The organism is Rathayibacter sp. AY1H2, from assembly GCF_002931985.1.
Lineage (GTDB): Bacteria > Actinomycetota > Actinomycetes > Actinomycetales > Microbacteriaceae > Rathayibacter.
The window spans coordinates 77,877-93,609 of the sequence record NZ_PSUV01000007.1 but is presented as its reverse complement, the minus strand read 5'-3'; the positions used below and the strand labels follow the sequence as shown (position 1 = coordinate 93,609).

Here is a 15,733-nt window from a genome sequence, read left to right as displayed (position 1 = left end):
TAGGATGTGTTGTAGCCCACGGAGCCGCGGAACGATTCGAGCGACCGGCTCCGGGTGCTCGGCTCCCGCCCCACCCGTCACCGCTCGTACAGACCCCGAGGAGTTGCCGTGCGCGACATCGTCATCATCGGATCCGGCCCCGCCGGCTGGACCGCCGCCATCTACGCGGCGCGCGCCGAACTGCACCCGGTGGTCGTGGCCTCGTCGGTCGAGATCGGCGGCGACCTGATGAACACGACGGACGTCGAGAACTTCCCCGGCTTCCCCGACGGCGTCCTCGGCCCCGAGCTGATGACCTCGATGCAGGCGCAGGCCGAGAAGTTCGGCGCCGAGACCTTCTACGACGACGTCACCTCCCTCGATCTCGAGGGCGAGGTCAAGACCGTCCACCTCGGCTCCGGCGAGAGCATCGAGGCGAAGACCGTCGTCGTCGCGACCGGATCCGCGTACCGCAAGCTGGGCCTCCACGACGAGGACCGCCTGTCGGGACATGGTGTCTCGTGGTGCGCCACCTGCGACGGATTCTTCTTCAAGGGCAAGACCATCGCCGTCGTCGGCGGGGGCGACTCCGCCATGGAGGAGGCGACCTTCCTCACCAAGCACGCCGCGAAGGTCTATGTGATCCACCGCAAGGACTCGCTCCGCGCCTCGAAGGTCATGCAGAAGCGCGCCTTCGACAACGACAGGATCGAGTTCATCTGGAACGCCGAGGTCACCGGCATCACCGGCGAGAACCACGTCGACGGCGTGAAGCTGCGCGACACGGTCGACGGCACCGAGTCCCACCTCGACCTCGACGGCCTGTTCATCGCGATCGGCAACGACCCGCGCACGCACGTCGTGCACGGCAAGCTCGACCTCACCACCGAGGGCACCATCTCGGTGGTCGGCCGCTCCTCCCAGACCTCCGTTCCCGGCGTCTTCGCCGCGGGCGACGTGATCGACCCGACCTACCGTCAGGCCGTCACCGCCGCGGCATCCGGAACGGTCGCCGCCCTCGACGCGGAGCACTACCTCGCTTCGCTCGCCGATGGCACCGCCCACACCGAAGGCTCACCCCGGGCCGAGCTCATCACCCGCTGACCGTCCGGTCATCGCACATCGGAGCCGGCAGCCCGCCGACTCGTGAAGGAGAGAACACCATGTCCACCGCGAAGAGCGTCACCGACGCATCGTTCCAGTCCGACGTCCTCGACTCCGAGAAGACCGTCCTGGTCGACTTCTGGGCCGAGTGGTGCGGCCCCTGCCGCATGGTCGCGCCGATCCTCGACCAGATCTCGGCCGAGCACGGCGACAAGATCGAGATCGTCAAGCTGAACGTCGACGAGAACCCGCAGACCGCCGCGAAGTACCAGATCACGTCGATCCCGGCGATGAAGGTGTACCAGAAGGGTGAGGTCGTGAAGACCGTCATCGGCGCCAAGCCGAAGCCGGCCCTCGAGGCCGACCTGGCCGCGTTCCTCTGAGTTCGCACTCCTGACCGCCCTGCGGTCTCCGAGAGCCCCTGTCACGTCGTGACGGGGGCTCTCCTCGTGCAGGGCTGTTTCACGTGAAACAGCCCTGCTTTGGCGCAGGCCACGATCCCTGCAGTGGCGCCCGACCGCCCCGCCGCAGCACAGGACCGGCCGGTACTGTGGATCCACCCGGCTCCGGCCGGAGAGACCCTGTCCACCGAGCGAAGCGGAACCATCGTGACCAACCGCGGCACCAACCTCGACCCCTGGTACAACTCCTACGCGGAGCGCACGGCCGGTCTGGCCGCCAGCGAGGTCCGAGCCCTGTTCGCCGTCGCGTCACGCCCCGAAGTGGTCTCGCTCGCCGGCGGCATGCCGTTCGTGTCCGCGCTCCCCCAGGACCTGGTGACCGGCGCCATCGACACCGTGATGCGGGAGCAGGGACCCGTCGCGCTGCAGTACGGGTCGGGGCAGGGCGTCCCCGTCCTGCGCGAGCAGATCCTCGACGTCATGGCTCTTGAGGGCATCTCCGCCAGCGCGGACGACATCGTGGTCACCACGGGCTCTCAGCACGCCCTGGAGCTCGTCTCGAAGCTGTTCCTGGACCCGGGGGATGTCGTCCTCTCCGAGGGCCCCAGCTACGTCACGGCGATGGTCATCTTCCGGTCGTACCAGGCCGACGTCGAGCACGTCCCCATGGACGAGCACGGGCTCATCCCCGCGGCCCTCCGCGAGCACATCGCCCGCGTGCGCGCCGCCGGGAAGACGATCAAGTTCCTGTACACGATCCCCACCTTCCACAACCCCGCAGGCGTGACCCTCAGCTGGGAGCGCCGCGTCGAGATCCTCGAGATCTGCAAGTCCGAGGGAATCCTCGTGCTCGAGGACAACCCCTACGGCCTCCTCTACTTCGAGGATGTCCCGCCGAAGGCGATGCGCTCGCTGGAGGAGGACGGGGTGATCTACCTCGGGACGTTCTCGAAGACGCTCGCTCCCGGCTTCCGGGTGGGCTGGGCTCTCGCTCCGCACGCGATCCGCGAGCGGCTGATCCTCGCCAACGAGGCGGCCGTCCTCAGTCCGTCGTCCTTCAGCCAGCTGGTCATCTCGAAGTACCTCGAGACGGCCGACTGGCGCGGACAGATCGACACCTTCCGCGGCGTCTATCGCGAGCGGAAGGAAGCGATGCTGAAGGGCCTGCAGACCCATCTGCCCGGCCTCAGCTGGACGAACCCGAACGGCGGCTTCTACGTCTGGGTCACGCTGCCCGAGGAGCTCGACTCCAAGGCGATGCTGCCGCGCGCAGTGAAGGAGCTCGTCGCGTACACGCCGGGCACTGCGTTCTACGGTAACGGAGACGGACGTCAGAACATCCGCCTCTCGTTCTGCTACCCGACGCCGGAGCGCATCGGTGACGGCATCCGCCGCCTCGCCACGGTCATCAACGGGGAGCTCGATCTGCTGTCGACCTTCGCGGGCACGGGCCGGCTGAGCAGCGCCGACGCGAGCAAGCGTGACGCCGTCCTGCCGCCGAACGTCTCCTGACACCGCTCCTTCGATAAGAAAGCCCTGGTCATGACCGATTTCTCTGTGCTCGACCGTACACTCGACATCGTCGTCATCAGCGGTGGCATCAGCCACGAGCGCGACGTCTCCTTGCGGTCGGGCCGTCGCGTGGCGGATCGTCTCTCCGCGATGGGCCACCGCGTCTCCCTGCACGAACCGGACGCCGGCCTCCTCTCGACGCTCCTGCAGAAGCGTCCGGACGTCGTCTGGCCCGCGGTGCACGGGGCGAGCGGTGAGGACGGTGCGCTCCTCGGGCTCCTCGAGGCGGCTGGCTTCGCCTACGTCGGCTCGCAGACGGACGCGGCGCGCCTGGCCTGGTTCAAGCCGACCGCGAAGACGCTCGTCGTTCGCGCGGGCTTCTCGACCCCGCGCTCCGTCACCCTCCCCCGCGAGACCTTCCGCGAGCTCGGAGCCGGCGGGATTCTGGAGCAGGTCGAGGCGCACCTGCCGGGCTCCCTCGTGGTGAAGCCCGCTCAGGGCGGTTCAGCCCAGGGCGTCAGCATCGTGACGGAGTCGTCGCAGCTCCCGCGAGCGATGGTCGAGGCGTACACCTACGGCGACGTCGTGCTCATCGAACAGCAGATCCAGGGAACCGAGGTCTCCGTCGGTGTTCTCGACCTCGGTGACGGACCTTTCGCGCTGCCGCCCGTAGAGATCGCACCCGTCGCGGGCCAGTACACCTTCGAAGCGCGCTACAACGCGGGGGAGACGCACTTCTACACGCCGGCCCGGATCTCGCCGGAGATCACGGAGGAAGTGTCCCGCGTGGCCGTCGCGATCCACGAGCTGCTGGGGCTCCGCCACCTGTCGCGACTCGACTTCATCATCGACGAGGCCGGACTCCCCTGGTTCTTCGACGCGAACGTCCTTCCCGGAATGACCGAGACCTCACTCGTTCCCCAGGCCATTGAGGCATCCGGCCGCTACCTCGGCGACGTTTACTCCACCCTCGCGAAGCTCGCAGCCTCCTGACTCCATACCGTTTCACGTGAAACGGTCCGCTGCGCGTACGCTCCTGGTCGCGAGGCTGCGACGTTCTGAACAAGCGCGCGAAACCATACCAGACGAGTAGTCGGATCGCGGCATGTCGAGACCCGCGATCGCCCCCTGCTGCTATGACATGGGTCGAGTAGCCGCCCGACAACGTGTCTTGGTCTTCATCAGCAGACCAGTAGTGCCGACTCGGGGGAAGAACCCGAGGCCGGGTCTCGACTCCCACAACGCCAGACATCCATCGCCGCGCCGGTCGAATATCCGTAGATCCGCGTGGTCAGACCCCCTCCTCGCGCTGAACCCACCAGGAATCGACCTGGCCCATGGCTTCCATCGGCACCTGGTCCTCGTCGTCATGCTGGTCGAGGAACCGCATTGCTGAGTATCGAGACCCGGACACCCTCGGTGGGTACCAGGTGAGGCATTGCCTGGGGCAAGATATCCACGCCAATCGCTTCCTCATATGAGCAGACATGCCGGTGAAGAGCAGTAGTGCGTCGAATCGAGGCTCACCACGATCGCCGCCCGCGCCATCTCTGCGGAGACACAACATTGGTCGATCGACGCTGATCGACACCAGGCACCCGTCGCCATGCTGGTCGAGTAACCACAACGCGACGTACCGAGACCCACGGCCCGAAGGGATCCCTTTAGCTTGGTTCTCCGACCTCAACTTCGCCTCGGGGGGGTGGTGTCTCTATTCCGCTGGTCAGGCGAGCAATCTCTTTCGAGCATTGCGGTCGAAGTCGGTCCCACGAGGATCCGCATGGGCGTCCAATGTTCTCGGCAGGGGCGTTTCACGTGAAACGCCTCCGCAGCCGTTGGGTAACTTCGATCCAAAATATTGCGCCCGTTGGAGCGAGTCGAGCCGACGAGGGCCTCCTCTCTTACATGACAAGCTCGTAGCTCTTCAATGGCTAGGCCGCCCTAGAGCGGACCGTTTCACGTGAAACGGCCCTTCCATCGCCTCTTTCAGTGCTCTCTGGGGGCGACCGCCGACGGGGTCCTCCGTCAAACCTCGGCGAACCCAGTCATCACATCTGCATCGATCCGCGAAAACGAAGCGATACTGCATTTCGTCTAAACTTGACCCCCCGCCGGTCAATTTCTGGAGGCCCAGGAAGCGCTCCTCACCGGCGACTTGGGATGCACGGACAGCCGAGGGGGTCCTCATCTCAGCTGCCAACGTAGGAATGTTTCACGTGAAACATTGCGCACGCGAATACCGGCGACGATGTCGTCGCCCTGGGCAGCGGAGAGCGCGACCGCGAACGACCCGTCCAGGCGCCCGTCCTGCGCCCGCCAGCGACTCACCGAACGCGACATCAACTCCGGAGCGCGACGATGTCTGAACTCGCCAACCCGCGATCCGGCGCTCCACGCCTACTCGACCGCCATATAGCCGCATCGTGATTTGCTCTATCCAGAGATAGATGTACCGGATACCCGGCGATCATCGCCGTTCGGCTATACCAGCCGTATTCTCGACCAGGCTCGGAGTCAGCAGGGCCCCGCAGAACCTGGGGCCACTTCATCAGACTGTGCCGGTCACAAGGGCTCACCAATCAGAGAGATGGCGACGGCAGAGAATGGACAGCTCACAAGGCATTTCGTAGGCCGCCTCAAGCGTACCGATTCCTGTGATCGCGGTGCCGACGAGGGGAGCGGATATCGCCACACCGGCGATTGCGGCCAAGAACACAGCGCGAGCACGCGCACGCCAGCCGCACGGCGAATCAGTGGCGGCTGCTAGGCCGGCCACTACGGAGCGAGCGACACCTCGGTCGGCTCCCCGATCTCGGCGAGGATGCGGTTCAGGTCCTGGATGGTGGCGAAGTCGATGACCATCTGGCCCTTGCGAGCACCCAGAGTGACCTTGACACGCGTGTTCAACCGGTCGCCGAGGTGATCCGCGATCGACGAGAGGTGTCCGGAGTGGCCGCCCTGCTCCTCCACCACAGGACGCGTGGTCGTCCGCGGCGCCTTCATCTGCGCCGCGGCAGCCTCGGCGGCGCGGACGGACAGGTCCTCATTGACGATCTTGTCGGCCAGGCGGCGCATCATCTCGACGTCGTCGAGGGACAGAACCGCACGCGCGTGTCCTGCGGTCAGGACGCCGGCAGCGACGCGGGCCTGCACATCGGCCGGGAGCCGCAGGAGACGGAGCGTGTTCGAGATCTGCGGCCGCGAACGTCCGAGCCGCGTCGCCAGGGCCTCCTGGGTGATCCCGAAGTCGCTGAGGAGCTGCTGGTAGGCGGACGCCTCCTCGAGCGGGTTGAGGTCGGCGCGGTGCAGGTTCTCCAGCAGCGCGTCGCGGAGCATGTTCTCGTCGGCCGTGTCCTTGACGACCGCGGGGATGGTGGTCAGTCCAGCGGCCTTCGAGGCACGGAACCGGCGCTCACCCATGACGAGCTCGTACTTCGCTCCGCCGCGAGCCGTCACGGGCCGGACGACGATCGGCTGCAGCACTCCGAACTCGCGGATGCTGTGGACGAGTTCCGCGAGGTCGTCCTCGTCGAACACCGACCGCGGCTGCGCCGTGTTGGGGGTGATGTCGGCGAGGGGGAGTCGCGCCAAACGCGCTCCGGGGACCTCGAGGAGCTCCTCGGCACGGGCCGAATCGCCGACCTGATCAGGGAAGAAGACGTCGACAGGTCGGGAGCGCGACTCGTCGCTGGTCGGGATGAGCGAGCCGATCCCCCGGCCGAGTCCCGTGCGCTTGGTCGCCATCAGCGTGCCTCTCCTTCGTGTGACGTCTCGGGTGTCTTCCGGGCTCCGCGTCGTGCGATCTCCGCGGCCGCCTCCAGATACGCCAGCGAACCGGACGATTGCGGGTCGTAGCTGATCACGCTCTGTCCGTAGCTCGGCGCCTCCGAGATCCTCACGTTGCGCGGGATCACCGCGCGCAGCACCTCCTTCGGGAAGTGCTCTCGGACATCCGCTGCTACCTGCTGGGAGAGGTTCGTGCGGCCGTCGTACATCGTCAGGAGGATCGTCGAGACACCGAGGTTCGGATTGAGGTGCCGCTCGATCAGGTCGATGTTCTTGAGCAGCTGGCTGAGCCCCTCGAGGGCGTAGTACTCGCACTGGATCGGGATGAGCACCTCGCGAGCGGCGACGAACGCGTTGATGGTCAGCAGACCGAGCGACGGCGGGCAGTCGATGAAGACGTAGTCGAACGGCTCGTCCATGGTGTCGAGCATGCGGTCGAGCGCACGGCGGAGACGCTGCTCGCGTGCGACGAGCGAGACCAGCTCGATCTCGGCGCCGGCCAGGTGGATGGTCGCCGGCACACCGTAGAGCGAGGCGAACTCCGGGCTCTTCTGCACGACGTCCGCGAGGGGAGTGTCGTTGACGATCACGTCGTACACGCTGGCCGTCTCGGCGCGGTGCTCGATGCCCAGGGCCGTCGACGCGTTGCCCTGCGGATCGAGGTCGATGACGAGCACCTTCGCCTCACCGCGGGCGAGCCCGGCGGCGAGGTTGACGGTCGTCGTCGTCTTGCCGACGCCGCCCTTCTGGTTCGAGATCGTGATGACGCGCGTCGACTCGGGCTTGGGCAGCGGCTGGGCGTTCAGCAGTGCGCGCCGGCGGGTCATGTCCGCGATCTCCCGGGCCAGGGGAGTCGAGGAATCGAAGCCTCCGGTCAGACCGGCGGAATCGGTTTGTTTCACGTGAAACCTTCGCTCAGCGAGTGGGACGGACAGCAGCACCGAGGAGTCGACGGACGAGGAGTCGGGGGCTCACTGCGGCGTCGTGGCGATCAACCCACTGTAGCCCGGACGACCCTCGTCACCTCGGAGAGCACGCCGTCGCCGAGCACGACGACCTCGGGCGGGGAGAGCCGGAAACGACGGATCTGCTTGGCCGCCGCCTCGATCTCCTTCTCGGCGTTGATGCCCTTCAGCAGGACCAGCTCGCCTCCGGGCCGCAGCAGCGGCGCGGTCAGCGGGATCAGCTTCGAGAGGGCGCTGACCGCCCGAGCGGTCACCTGGTCGAGAGGCTCCGCGAGCTCCGCCTCTTCAGCACGGGCTCGAAGAACTGAGACATTCTCGAGTCCGAGTCCGTCCACCTGCTCCTGAAGCCAGACGACGCGACGCTCCATCGGCTCGATGAGCACGAAGCGGACGTCGGGCCGCACGATGGCGAGGACGAGCCCGGGAAGGCCCGCGCCACTGCCGACATCACCCACCAGTCCCGGACGCAGGAGAGGGGCCACCAGGGCGCTGTTGAGCACGTGCCGCGTCCAGAGACGGGGGAGCTCCAAGGGCCCGATCAGGCCGCGCTCCTCACCCTGGTCAGCGAGAGCTTCCGTGAACCGCCGCAGGAGGGGCAGGCGGTCGCCGGCGATCGCCGCAGCGGCTGCGGGCTCGGCCTCGAGGGTCGACTCCACGCCGTTCAGCCGCGGGTGATGACGGTGTGGCGCTCGCGCGCCTCGCCGCGCGACTCCGACACGAAGCCGCGCTCGCCCACCATGTCGTGGACCAGCTTGCGCTCGTACGACGACATGGGCGGGAGCGAGGCCGACGTGGCGCCGTCCTCGATCCGCTCGATCGCGCGGTCGACCAGCTGGGCGAGCTCAGCCTCGCGGGCGTCGCGGGAGCCGCCGATGTCGAGGATGAGGCGGGAGAACGCGCCGGTCTTCGTCTGGACCGCCAGGCGCGTCAGCTCCTGCAGTGCCTGGACGGCGTCGGGGCGGGAGAGCACCCGGAGGTTCGTGTCGCCGGAGGCGGTGACCGAGAGGTAGGCGCGGCCGTTGCGGACCTCGATGTCGATGTCGCCGTCGAGGTCGCAGATGTCGAGGAACTCCTCGATGTAGTCGGCGGCGACGTCCCCCTCGTCCTCGAGCTGCGAGAGCGTGGACTCGGGCGCCTCGTCGACGGCGGACGCGTCCACGTCCACGTCCGCGGGTGCGGACGCGTCGTCGGTGATGGTCTGCATCGGATCGGTCATGGCGGCTCTACTTCTTTCCGGCTTGCTTCTTGGAGCGGTTCTTGCTCACGGGCTGCGTGCGCTGCACGGCCTTCTTCTCGACGAGGGTGACGTCGCCGGCGGCCGTGGTCTCCTCGACCAGCTTGCCCTTGCGGCGCAGGCGCTCCTCGCGGGCCTTGGCGGCCTCGCTGCCCGGGGTCGGCATGTTCCGGATGACGATGAACTGCTGGATCATCGTCCAGATGTTCGAGGTCAGCCAGTAGAACATCACGCCGAGGGGGAAGGCGAAGCCCGAGAAGGCGAAGACGAGGGGGAGGATGTAGAGCAGGATCCGCTGCTGCTTGAACGTCGGCGAGGCCTTCGCCTCGGGCGACATGTTCTTCGACACGATCTGCAGCTGCGTGATGAACTGCGACGCCGTCATCAGGACGACCATGATCACCGCGATGATGATGACCGGCTCCTGGCCGCCCTCGGCGAGTGCGCCCTGGATCGACTGGTGCAGCGGTGCCACGCCGAAGAGGTTCGCCTCGCCGAACTGGCGGGCGAGCGTCTCGTCGAGCGGGCCCACGCCCTTCTGGCTGTGCTGCGCCGCGTTCAGCACCGAGAACAGGCTGAAGAAGATCGGCATCTGGATCAGCAGGGGCAGGCAGGAGGCGAGCGGGTTGGTGCCCGTCTTCTTGTAGAGCTCCATGGTCTCGCGGGACATCGCCTCGCGGGACAGCTGGTCGCGCTTGCCCTTGTACTTGTCCTGGATCTTCTTGAGCTGGGGCGCGACCTCGAGCATCCGGCGCTGGCTCTTGATCTGCTTGACGAAGATCGGGATGAGCGCGGCGCGGATGACGATGACCAGGCCGACGATCGAGAGGACCCAGGTGATTCCCGCGGCCGCCTCCATGCCGGTGAAGGTCAGCAGCTGGTGGAAGGCGACGAGGAGCAGCTCGACCACCCACTTGAGGGGCCAGAGGATCGTGCCGAGGAGGTCCATGGAGTGGGGTCAGTCCTTTCGAGGGCCCACGACGAACCCGGCTCGCGTCACGGCGAAGCGGGTCCGGCCGGAAGCCGGTCGGTGCAGGGGGATCGAGGTCGGGACGTCGTCGATGCCGCCGGCCGCCCACGGGTGGCAGCGGAGCAGACGGCGGGCCGCGAGGACGGAGCCGAGGACGAGCCCGTGGAGCTGGACCGCCTGGAGCGCGTACGCGGAGCATGAGGGGTAGTAACGGCAGACGTCCCCGTAGAGAGGGGACACGACCGCCCGGTAGACGATCAGGAGCAGGACGCCGATGTTCCGCGGCAGCAGAAGGATCGCCCACCCGAGCCGGGCGAACGGCGCCTCCCGGCGGGGGAGCACGGCGGTCACGAGGACGCCCCGCTCTTCCGCGCGGCTCGCGCCATCGCGGACCACACCTCGGAGCGCAGCTCCGACCAGGGGGCGTCGGCGCTGCCGGGCAGCGCGCGGACGACGACCTGGGTGCCGGGGTCGATCTCGGGGACGAGCTCGAACGCCACGGCCTTGAGCCGGCGGCGGACGGTGTTGCGCGTCACCGCGGTGCCGACCGTCTTGGCGACGATGAACCCGAACCGCGCCGGATCGCCCGCGGAGGACCGGCGGACATACGTGACGGTGTGCGGTCCTGTGGACCGCACACCGCGACGGACGACTGTCCGGTACTCGCCTCCGTGGACGATGCGATTGGCTCTGGCCAGCACCGCTGGTCGGTACCGCTCGCTGCTAGGCGGAGAGCTCGGTGCGCCCCTTGGCGCGGCGCGCGCTGAGGATGCCGCGGCCGGCACGGGTGCGCATGCGCAGACGGAAGCCGTGCACCTTGGCGCGACGACGGTTGTTCGGCTGGAAGGTTCGCTTGCTCATAATCAGATCTCCACGTACGTGTTCCGCGGCGCGAACCGGCACCACCCGCTCGGGCGGAGACTCGGATCCTCCGGGAAGAAGGGGTGCCCGGCTGCGGAATCCGCTCGGCCTGCGAGGGCCGCACGGACGACACCGGGCAGGCGTCAACTGATTTAAACTACGGCCTGTTCCGCCACCGGTCAAATGTGGACGGCGCGAAACCTCGATCATGCACACGCGACACGGGGTTCCGCGCATTGACACGCGGGTGTCGCTGTGGTGGATTTGTCTCCCGTCGGCTCCGTTCGTTACGGTGTTGAGCCGCAGTTATCCACAGGTGGGATCCGCGTCCTCCCGCGCCCGCACAGGCATCGCTCGAGGCCGGTGGACAACCCTGTGGAGAGAGCGGCACTCGAGACCCGGCTCCGCGCCCGGTCCGCGACGCCCCTGCAGCGGGCGGCGACGGGTCCGGCGGAGACGGCGATACCGCAGCGACTTCACAGCGACAGCACCCAGGACCGGAGACAGATGGCAGACGACACGTCGATGGTCGACGCGTGGAACGTGATCCTCGGCGCACTGTCCCAGGACGAGCGGATCACCGCTCCCCTCTACGGGTTCGTCTCGCTCGTGGAGCCCAAGGGCATCATGGCGGGCACCTTCTACCTAGAGGTCCCGAACGAGTTCACCCGCGGGATGCTCGAGCAGCGCGTGCGCGTGCCCCTGCTCAGCGCGATCGGGACGCTCGACGACTCCTTCGGCGTCATGACGTTCGCCTTCGTGGTGAACCCCGACATCGAGCACGAGCCCCTCAGCTCCCCGTCGTCGCAGGAGTCGATGAACCCGTTCGAGCCGATCACCGCCTCCTCGGCGACGGTCGCGCCGACCCGCGGGGTCGAGGAGCTGCGGACCGTGCCGGCGACCGACACCCGGCTGAACCCGAAGTACAGCTTCGACAACTTCGTCATCGGAGGCTCCAACCGGTTCGCGCACGCCGCGGCCGTCGCCGTCGCCGAGGCTCCCGCCAAGGCCTACAACCCGCTCTTCGTCTACGGCGACTCCGGGCTCGGCAAGACGCACCTCCTCCACGCCATCGGCCACTACGCGATGAGCCTCTACCCGGGGATCCGCGTGCGGTACGTCTCGAGCGAGGAGTTCACGAACGACTTCATCAACTCGATCGCGAACAACCGGGGCAACGCCTTCCACGGCCGCTACCGCAACGTCGACATCCTCCTGATCGACGACATCCAGTTCCTGCAGGGGAAGGCGGAGACGCAGGAGGCGTTCTTCCACACCTTCAACCAGCTGCACGACCACAACAAGCAGGTCGTGATCACGTCCGATCTGCCGCCGAAGGCATTGACGGGCTTCGAGGACCGGATGCGCTCGCGCTTCGAGTGGGGCCTCATCACCGATGTGCAGGCTCCCGACCTCGAGACCCGCATCGCGATCCTCCGCAAGAAGGCGGTCAGCGAGAAGCTGCTCGTGCCCGACGACATCCTCGAGTTCATGGCGTCGAAGGTGTCGAGCAACATCCGCGAGCTCGAGGGGACGCTCATCCGCGTCACCGCGTTCGCGAGCCTGAACCGGACGCCGGTCGACATGTCGCTCGTGCAGACCGTGCTCAAGGACCTGATCACGCTCGACGAGGACAACGTCATCTCGCCGGTCGACATCATCAACCACACCGCGGACTACTTCAAGCTCACGGTCGACGACCTCTACGGCTCGTCGCGCTCGCAGGCCGTCGCCACCGCGCGCCAGATCGCCATGTACCTGTGCCGCGAGCTGACGAACCTCTCGCTGCCCAAGATCGGCCAGCTGTTCGGCAACCGCGACCACACCACGGTGATGTACGCGAACAAGAAGATCTCGGAGCTCATGAAGGAGCGCCGCAGCATCTACAACCAGGTCACCGAGCTGACCACCCGCATCAAGACGAACCGCTAGCCGACAGTCGTACGGTCCCCGGGACCGCCTGTCCCGGGTGGCGTGCCCCGGGGTCCATCAGCGTCCGTGCCCGGTGGTCGGGTAATCGCTCCCCTCCTTCCTCGCGTGAGGGGAGGCGGAGGCGACGGGGATCGCGGCGCGAGCAGCAGGACGTCGGTGTCGGCGCGCGTCGAGATCAGGCGAAGGCGCTGGCGGGGGTCTCGATACGGCGCGCTGGGGCTACTCGACCAGCACGGACCGGACATGCTCAGGGGGTCCGGGCGAGCGGCGGAGCGGCGGGGCGGCCTGCGTGCGATCGAACGGCGTCGATCCGCCGTGCGACGGCCCGGAGAGCAGCGCGGGGGAGAGGGAACTCGCGCCGTCTTCCGCGCCGCTCGGACGGCGCGAGCCGCGTTCGACGGTCTCCGTCGTGACCCGGAGACGTCGTCGACGGACTCCTCGACCCACTGCGCGGGCCTCGGACACGCCGCCTCGCGCGCCTCGGAGGGCCGATTTCCACAGTGTGAGGAACCTGTGGATAACTGTGGACAACCGCCTCGGGACTGTGCGCCGGGAGAGCCCGCCTGTGGAGGGCGACCGGTCGGCTCGGATCGCTCCACAGGGCGTCCACGGGCCCGCTCACACTCCCTCCACAGGGGCGGGTCCCTCCGATCCCACCCAGGAGTAGGGGTCCGAAGCGTTTTCCACAGTTTCCACACGTGTTAACACTGTTAACGCAGTTCTCTCTTTAATGAAGCCTCGACCGGCAACCTCTCCACAGCGGCTCGGGAGTGCTCGGCGGTCCACCCCCTTCCGAGCTCGTCGAGCCCGGCGGGTACGATGGGCGACGGTCTTCGTCCGCGACTCGTCAGGGGTGTACTCGTGAGGTTCCAAGCCAACCGCGATGTCTTCAGCGAGGCGGTGTCCTTCGCGGTCAAGCTGCTTCCGCAGCGCACGACCCTGCCGATCCTCTCCGGAGTCCTCATCGAGGCGACCTCCGAGGGTCTGACGCTGTCCTCCTTCGACTACGAGGTGTCCGCGCAGACGCAGATCGCGGCCGACGTGGAGGAGACGGGGACCGTGCTCGTCTCGGGCCGTCTGCTCGCCGACATCGCGAACCGCCTCCCCAACGCTCCCGTGCGCATCGCCACGGAGGAGTCGCGCGTCTCGGTCTCGGCCGGCTCGGCGCACTTCACGCTCCTGCAGATGCCCGTGGAGGAGTACCCGAGCATCCCCGAGATCGATGCCTCCACCGGCCTCGTCCCGGCCGACGCCTTCGCGGCCGCCGTCTCGCAGGTGGCGGTCGCCGCCTCCCGCGACGACGTGACCCCCGTCATCACCGGCGTGCAGCTCGAGATCACCGAGAACACGATCGGCCTCGTCGCGACGGACCGCTACCGCGTCGCCGTCCGCGAGATCGACTGGGACAACGGAGACAACCCCGCGCCCACCCAGCCGCTCACCGCCCTCGTGCCCGCGCGCACGCTGCAGGAGGTCGGGAAGACCTTCGGCCACTCCGGCACCGTCTCCGTCGCGATCACCAACCGCGACGAGCGCGAGCTGATCGCCTTCACCGCGGACCGCAAGACCGTCACCTCGCTGCTGATCAAGGGCAACTTCCCGCCCGTGAAGCGCCTCTTCCCCGCCTCCGTCGAGAACTACGCGGTCATGTCGACCAGCGACCTCATCGAGGCCACCCGCCGCGTCTCGCTCGTGCTCGAGCGCGAGGCGGCCCTCCGCTTCAGCTTCAGCAGCGACGGCCTCACCCTCGAGGCCATCGGCTCGGAGCAGGCGCAGGCGTCCGAGAGCATCGACGCGATCGTGACCGGCGACGACGTGGTCGTCTCGCTCAAGCCGCAGTTCCTGCTCGACGGCCTCGCCGCCGTCCACTCGGAGTTCGTGCGCATCGCGTTCACGAAGACCGAGAACCCCAACAAGCCCGGCCCCGTCCTGATCACCGCGCAGACCTCGCGGGAGCAGCCCGGCAGCGACAGCTACCGCTACCTGCTCCAGCCCAACCTGCTGCTGCGCTGACCACTCCCCGGATCGCAGAGCCGCGACCGCCCCGCTCCCGACGAGCGCCCGCCCGCCGGACAACGAATCCAGGAAGGTTCACCATGCACATCGGACTCGTCGGCCTCGGCAAGATGGGCGACAACATGCGCTCCCGCCTCCGCTCCAAGGGGCTCGAGGTCACCGGCTACGACCGCAATCCCGACGTCTCGGACGCGGCCTCTCTCGACGAGATGATCGCCGCACTCCCCTCGCCCCGCATCGTCTGGGTGATGGTGCCGGCCGGCGAGATCACCGACGCGGTCGTCAAGGACCTGTCGGAGAAGCTCAGCGAGGGCGACCTCGTCATCGACGGCGGCAACTCCCGCTTCACCGAGGACTTCAAGCACGACGCGCTGCTGAAGCCCAAGGGCATCCACTACATCGACGCGGGCGTCTCAGGCGGCGTCTGGGGACTCCAGAACGGCTACGGCCTGATGGTCGGCGGCCCGAAGGAGCTCGTCGAGTACGCCATGCCCGTCTTCGACGCGCTGCGCCCGGAGGGCCCCCGCGAGGAGGGCTTCGTCCACGTGGGCGAGGTCGGCGCCGGCCACTACGCGAAGATGGTCCACAACGGCATCGAGTACGCCCTGATGCAGGCGTTCGCCGAGGGCTACGAGCTGCTCGAGACCCGCAGCGACATCATCAAGGACGTCACCGGCACCTTCAAGGCGTGGCAGCGCGGCACGGTCGTGCGCTCCTGGCTGCTCGAGCTCCTCGTCCGCGCCCTCGAGCAGGACCCGGACTTCAAGAACATCGAGGGCTACGTGCAGGACTCGGGCGAGGGCCGCTGGACCATCGAGGAGGCCATCAACAACGCCGTCCCGGTGCCCACGATCAGCGCCTCGATCTTCGCCCGCTTCGTCTCCCGCCAGGAGGACTCCCCCGCGATGAAGGCCGTCGCAGCGCTCCGCAACCAGTTCGGCGGGCACTCCGTCAAGGCCGTCGACTGAGTGGG

15 protein-coding genes are annotated in these 15,733 nt (G+C 67.7%); 7 read left to right on the top strand and 8 right to left on the bottom strand.

Annotated features, from left to right (window positions below; all coding sequences use genetic code 11):
* Nucleotides 1–108: 108 nt before the first annotated feature.
* From trxB to C5C29_RS07310, 4 genes are all read left to right on the top strand, one after another.
* Nucleotides 109–1,083: a thioredoxin-disulfide reductase gene (trxB, locus tag C5C29_RS07325; RefSeq protein WP_104222688.1), complete on the top strand. Its 975-nt coding sequence runs from the start codon at nucleotides 109–111 to the stop codon at nucleotides 1,081–1,083.
* Nucleotides 1,084–1,142: 59 nt separating this feature from the next.
* The gene (trxA, locus tag C5C29_RS07320; protein WP_104222687.1) at nucleotides 1,143–1,466 is read left to right on the top strand and encodes a thioredoxin; all 324 of its coding nucleotides are present in this window, start codon (nucleotides 1,143–1,145) and stop codon (nucleotides 1,464–1,466) included.
* A 198-nt stretch (nucleotides 1,467–1,664) separates the two neighbouring features.
* Nucleotides 1,665–2,996, top strand: coding sequence for a PLP-dependent aminotransferase family protein (locus C5C29_RS07315; protein ID WP_374953991.1), 1,332 nt, complete (start codon nucleotides 1,665–1,667; stop codon nucleotides 2,994–2,996).
* A 30-nt stretch (nucleotides 2,997–3,026) separates the two neighbouring features.
* Nucleotides 3,027–3,989, top strand: a complete 963-nt coding sequence (locus C5C29_RS07310; protein WP_104222685.1) for an ATP-grasp domain-containing protein — start codon at nucleotides 3,027–3,029, stop codon at nucleotides 3,987–3,989.
* A 1,782-nt stretch (nucleotides 3,990–5,771) separates the two neighbouring features.
* Here the strand turns inward: C5C29_RS07310 and C5C29_RS07305 are convergent.
* The 8 genes from C5C29_RS07305 to rpmH all read right to left on the bottom strand — a co-directional run bounded on the left by C5C29_RS07305 (nucleotide 5,772) and on the right by rpmH (nucleotide 10,812).
* Nucleotides 5,772–6,740, bottom strand: coding sequence for a ParB/RepB/Spo0J family partition protein (locus tag C5C29_RS07305; RefSeq protein ID WP_104222684.1), 969 nt, complete (start codon nucleotides 6,738–6,740; stop codon nucleotides 5,772–5,774).
* Entirely contained in the window at nucleotides 6,740–7,609 is an 870-nt protein-coding gene (locus C5C29_RS07300) for a ParA family protein (RefSeq protein ID WP_104222683.1), read from the bottom strand. The genes C5C29_RS07305 and C5C29_RS07300 overlap by 1 nt, the downstream gene beginning before the upstream one ends.
* A gap of 164 nt (nucleotides 7,610–7,773) precedes the next feature.
* Entirely contained in the window at nucleotides 7,774–8,403 is a 630-nt protein-coding gene (gene rsmG, locus C5C29_RS07295) for a 16S rRNA (guanine(527)-N(7))-methyltransferase RsmG (RefSeq protein WP_104268815.1), read from the bottom strand.
* Nucleotides 8,404–8,408: 5 nt separating this feature from the next.
* Nucleotides 8,409–8,963 carry a R3H domain-containing nucleic acid-binding protein gene (locus tag C5C29_RS07290; RefSeq protein ID WP_258062188.1) on the bottom strand — a complete coding sequence of 185 codons (555 nt, stop codon included), beginning with the start codon at nucleotides 8,961–8,963 and terminating at the stop codon, nucleotides 8,409–8,411.
* A gap of 7 nt (nucleotides 8,964–8,970) precedes the next feature.
* Nucleotides 8,971–9,930 (bottom strand): membrane protein insertase YidC, encoded by a 960-nt coding sequence (gene yidC / locus C5C29_RS07285; RefSeq protein WP_104222681.1) that lies wholly within the window; start codon nucleotides 9,928–9,930, stop codon nucleotides 8,971–8,973.
* 9 nt (nucleotides 9,931–9,939) lie between these two features.
* Nucleotides 9,940–10,293 (bottom strand): membrane protein insertion efficiency factor YidD, encoded by a 354-nt coding sequence (gene yidD / locus C5C29_RS07280; RefSeq protein ID WP_244230695.1) that lies wholly within the window; start codon nucleotides 10,291–10,293, stop codon nucleotides 9,940–9,942.
* Nucleotides 10,294–10,298: 5 nt separating this feature from the next.
* Nucleotides 10,299–10,652 (bottom strand): ribonuclease P protein component, encoded by a 354-nt coding sequence (rnpA, locus tag C5C29_RS07275; RefSeq protein WP_104222680.1) that lies wholly within the window; start codon nucleotides 10,650–10,652, stop codon nucleotides 10,299–10,301.
* A gap of 22 nt (nucleotides 10,653–10,674) precedes the next feature.
* On the bottom strand, nucleotides 10,675–10,812 hold the full coding sequence (gene rpmH, locus C5C29_RS07270) for a 50S ribosomal protein L34 (RefSeq protein ID WP_055784512.1): 138 nt from the start codon (nucleotides 10,810–10,812) through the stop codon (nucleotides 10,675–10,677).
* Between the two features lie 507 nt (nucleotides 10,813–11,319).
* On the opposite strand from rpmH, the gene dnaA reads away from it, so the two are divergent.
* The 3 genes from dnaA (at nucleotide 11,320) to gnd (ending at nucleotide 15,728) form a co-directional block, all read left to right on the top strand.
* The gene (gene dnaA, locus C5C29_RS07265; RefSeq protein ID WP_104222679.1) at nucleotides 11,320–12,744 is read left to right on the top strand and encodes a chromosomal replication initiator protein DnaA; all 1,425 of its coding nucleotides are present in this window, start codon (nucleotides 11,320–11,322) and stop codon (nucleotides 12,742–12,744) included.
* Between the two features lie 861 nt (nucleotides 12,745–13,605).
* The gene (gene dnaN / locus C5C29_RS07260) at nucleotides 13,606–14,757 is read left to right on the top strand and encodes a DNA polymerase III subunit beta (RefSeq protein WP_104222678.1); all 1,152 of its coding nucleotides are present in this window, start codon (nucleotides 13,606–13,608) and stop codon (nucleotides 14,755–14,757) included.
* Between the two features lie 83 nt (nucleotides 14,758–14,840).
* Nucleotides 14,841–15,728, top strand: coding sequence for a phosphogluconate dehydrogenase (NAD(+)-dependent, decarboxylating) (gnd, locus tag C5C29_RS07255; protein ID WP_104222677.1), 888 nt, complete (start codon nucleotides 14,841–14,843; stop codon nucleotides 15,726–15,728).
* Nucleotides 15,729–15,733: the final 5 nt, after the last annotated feature.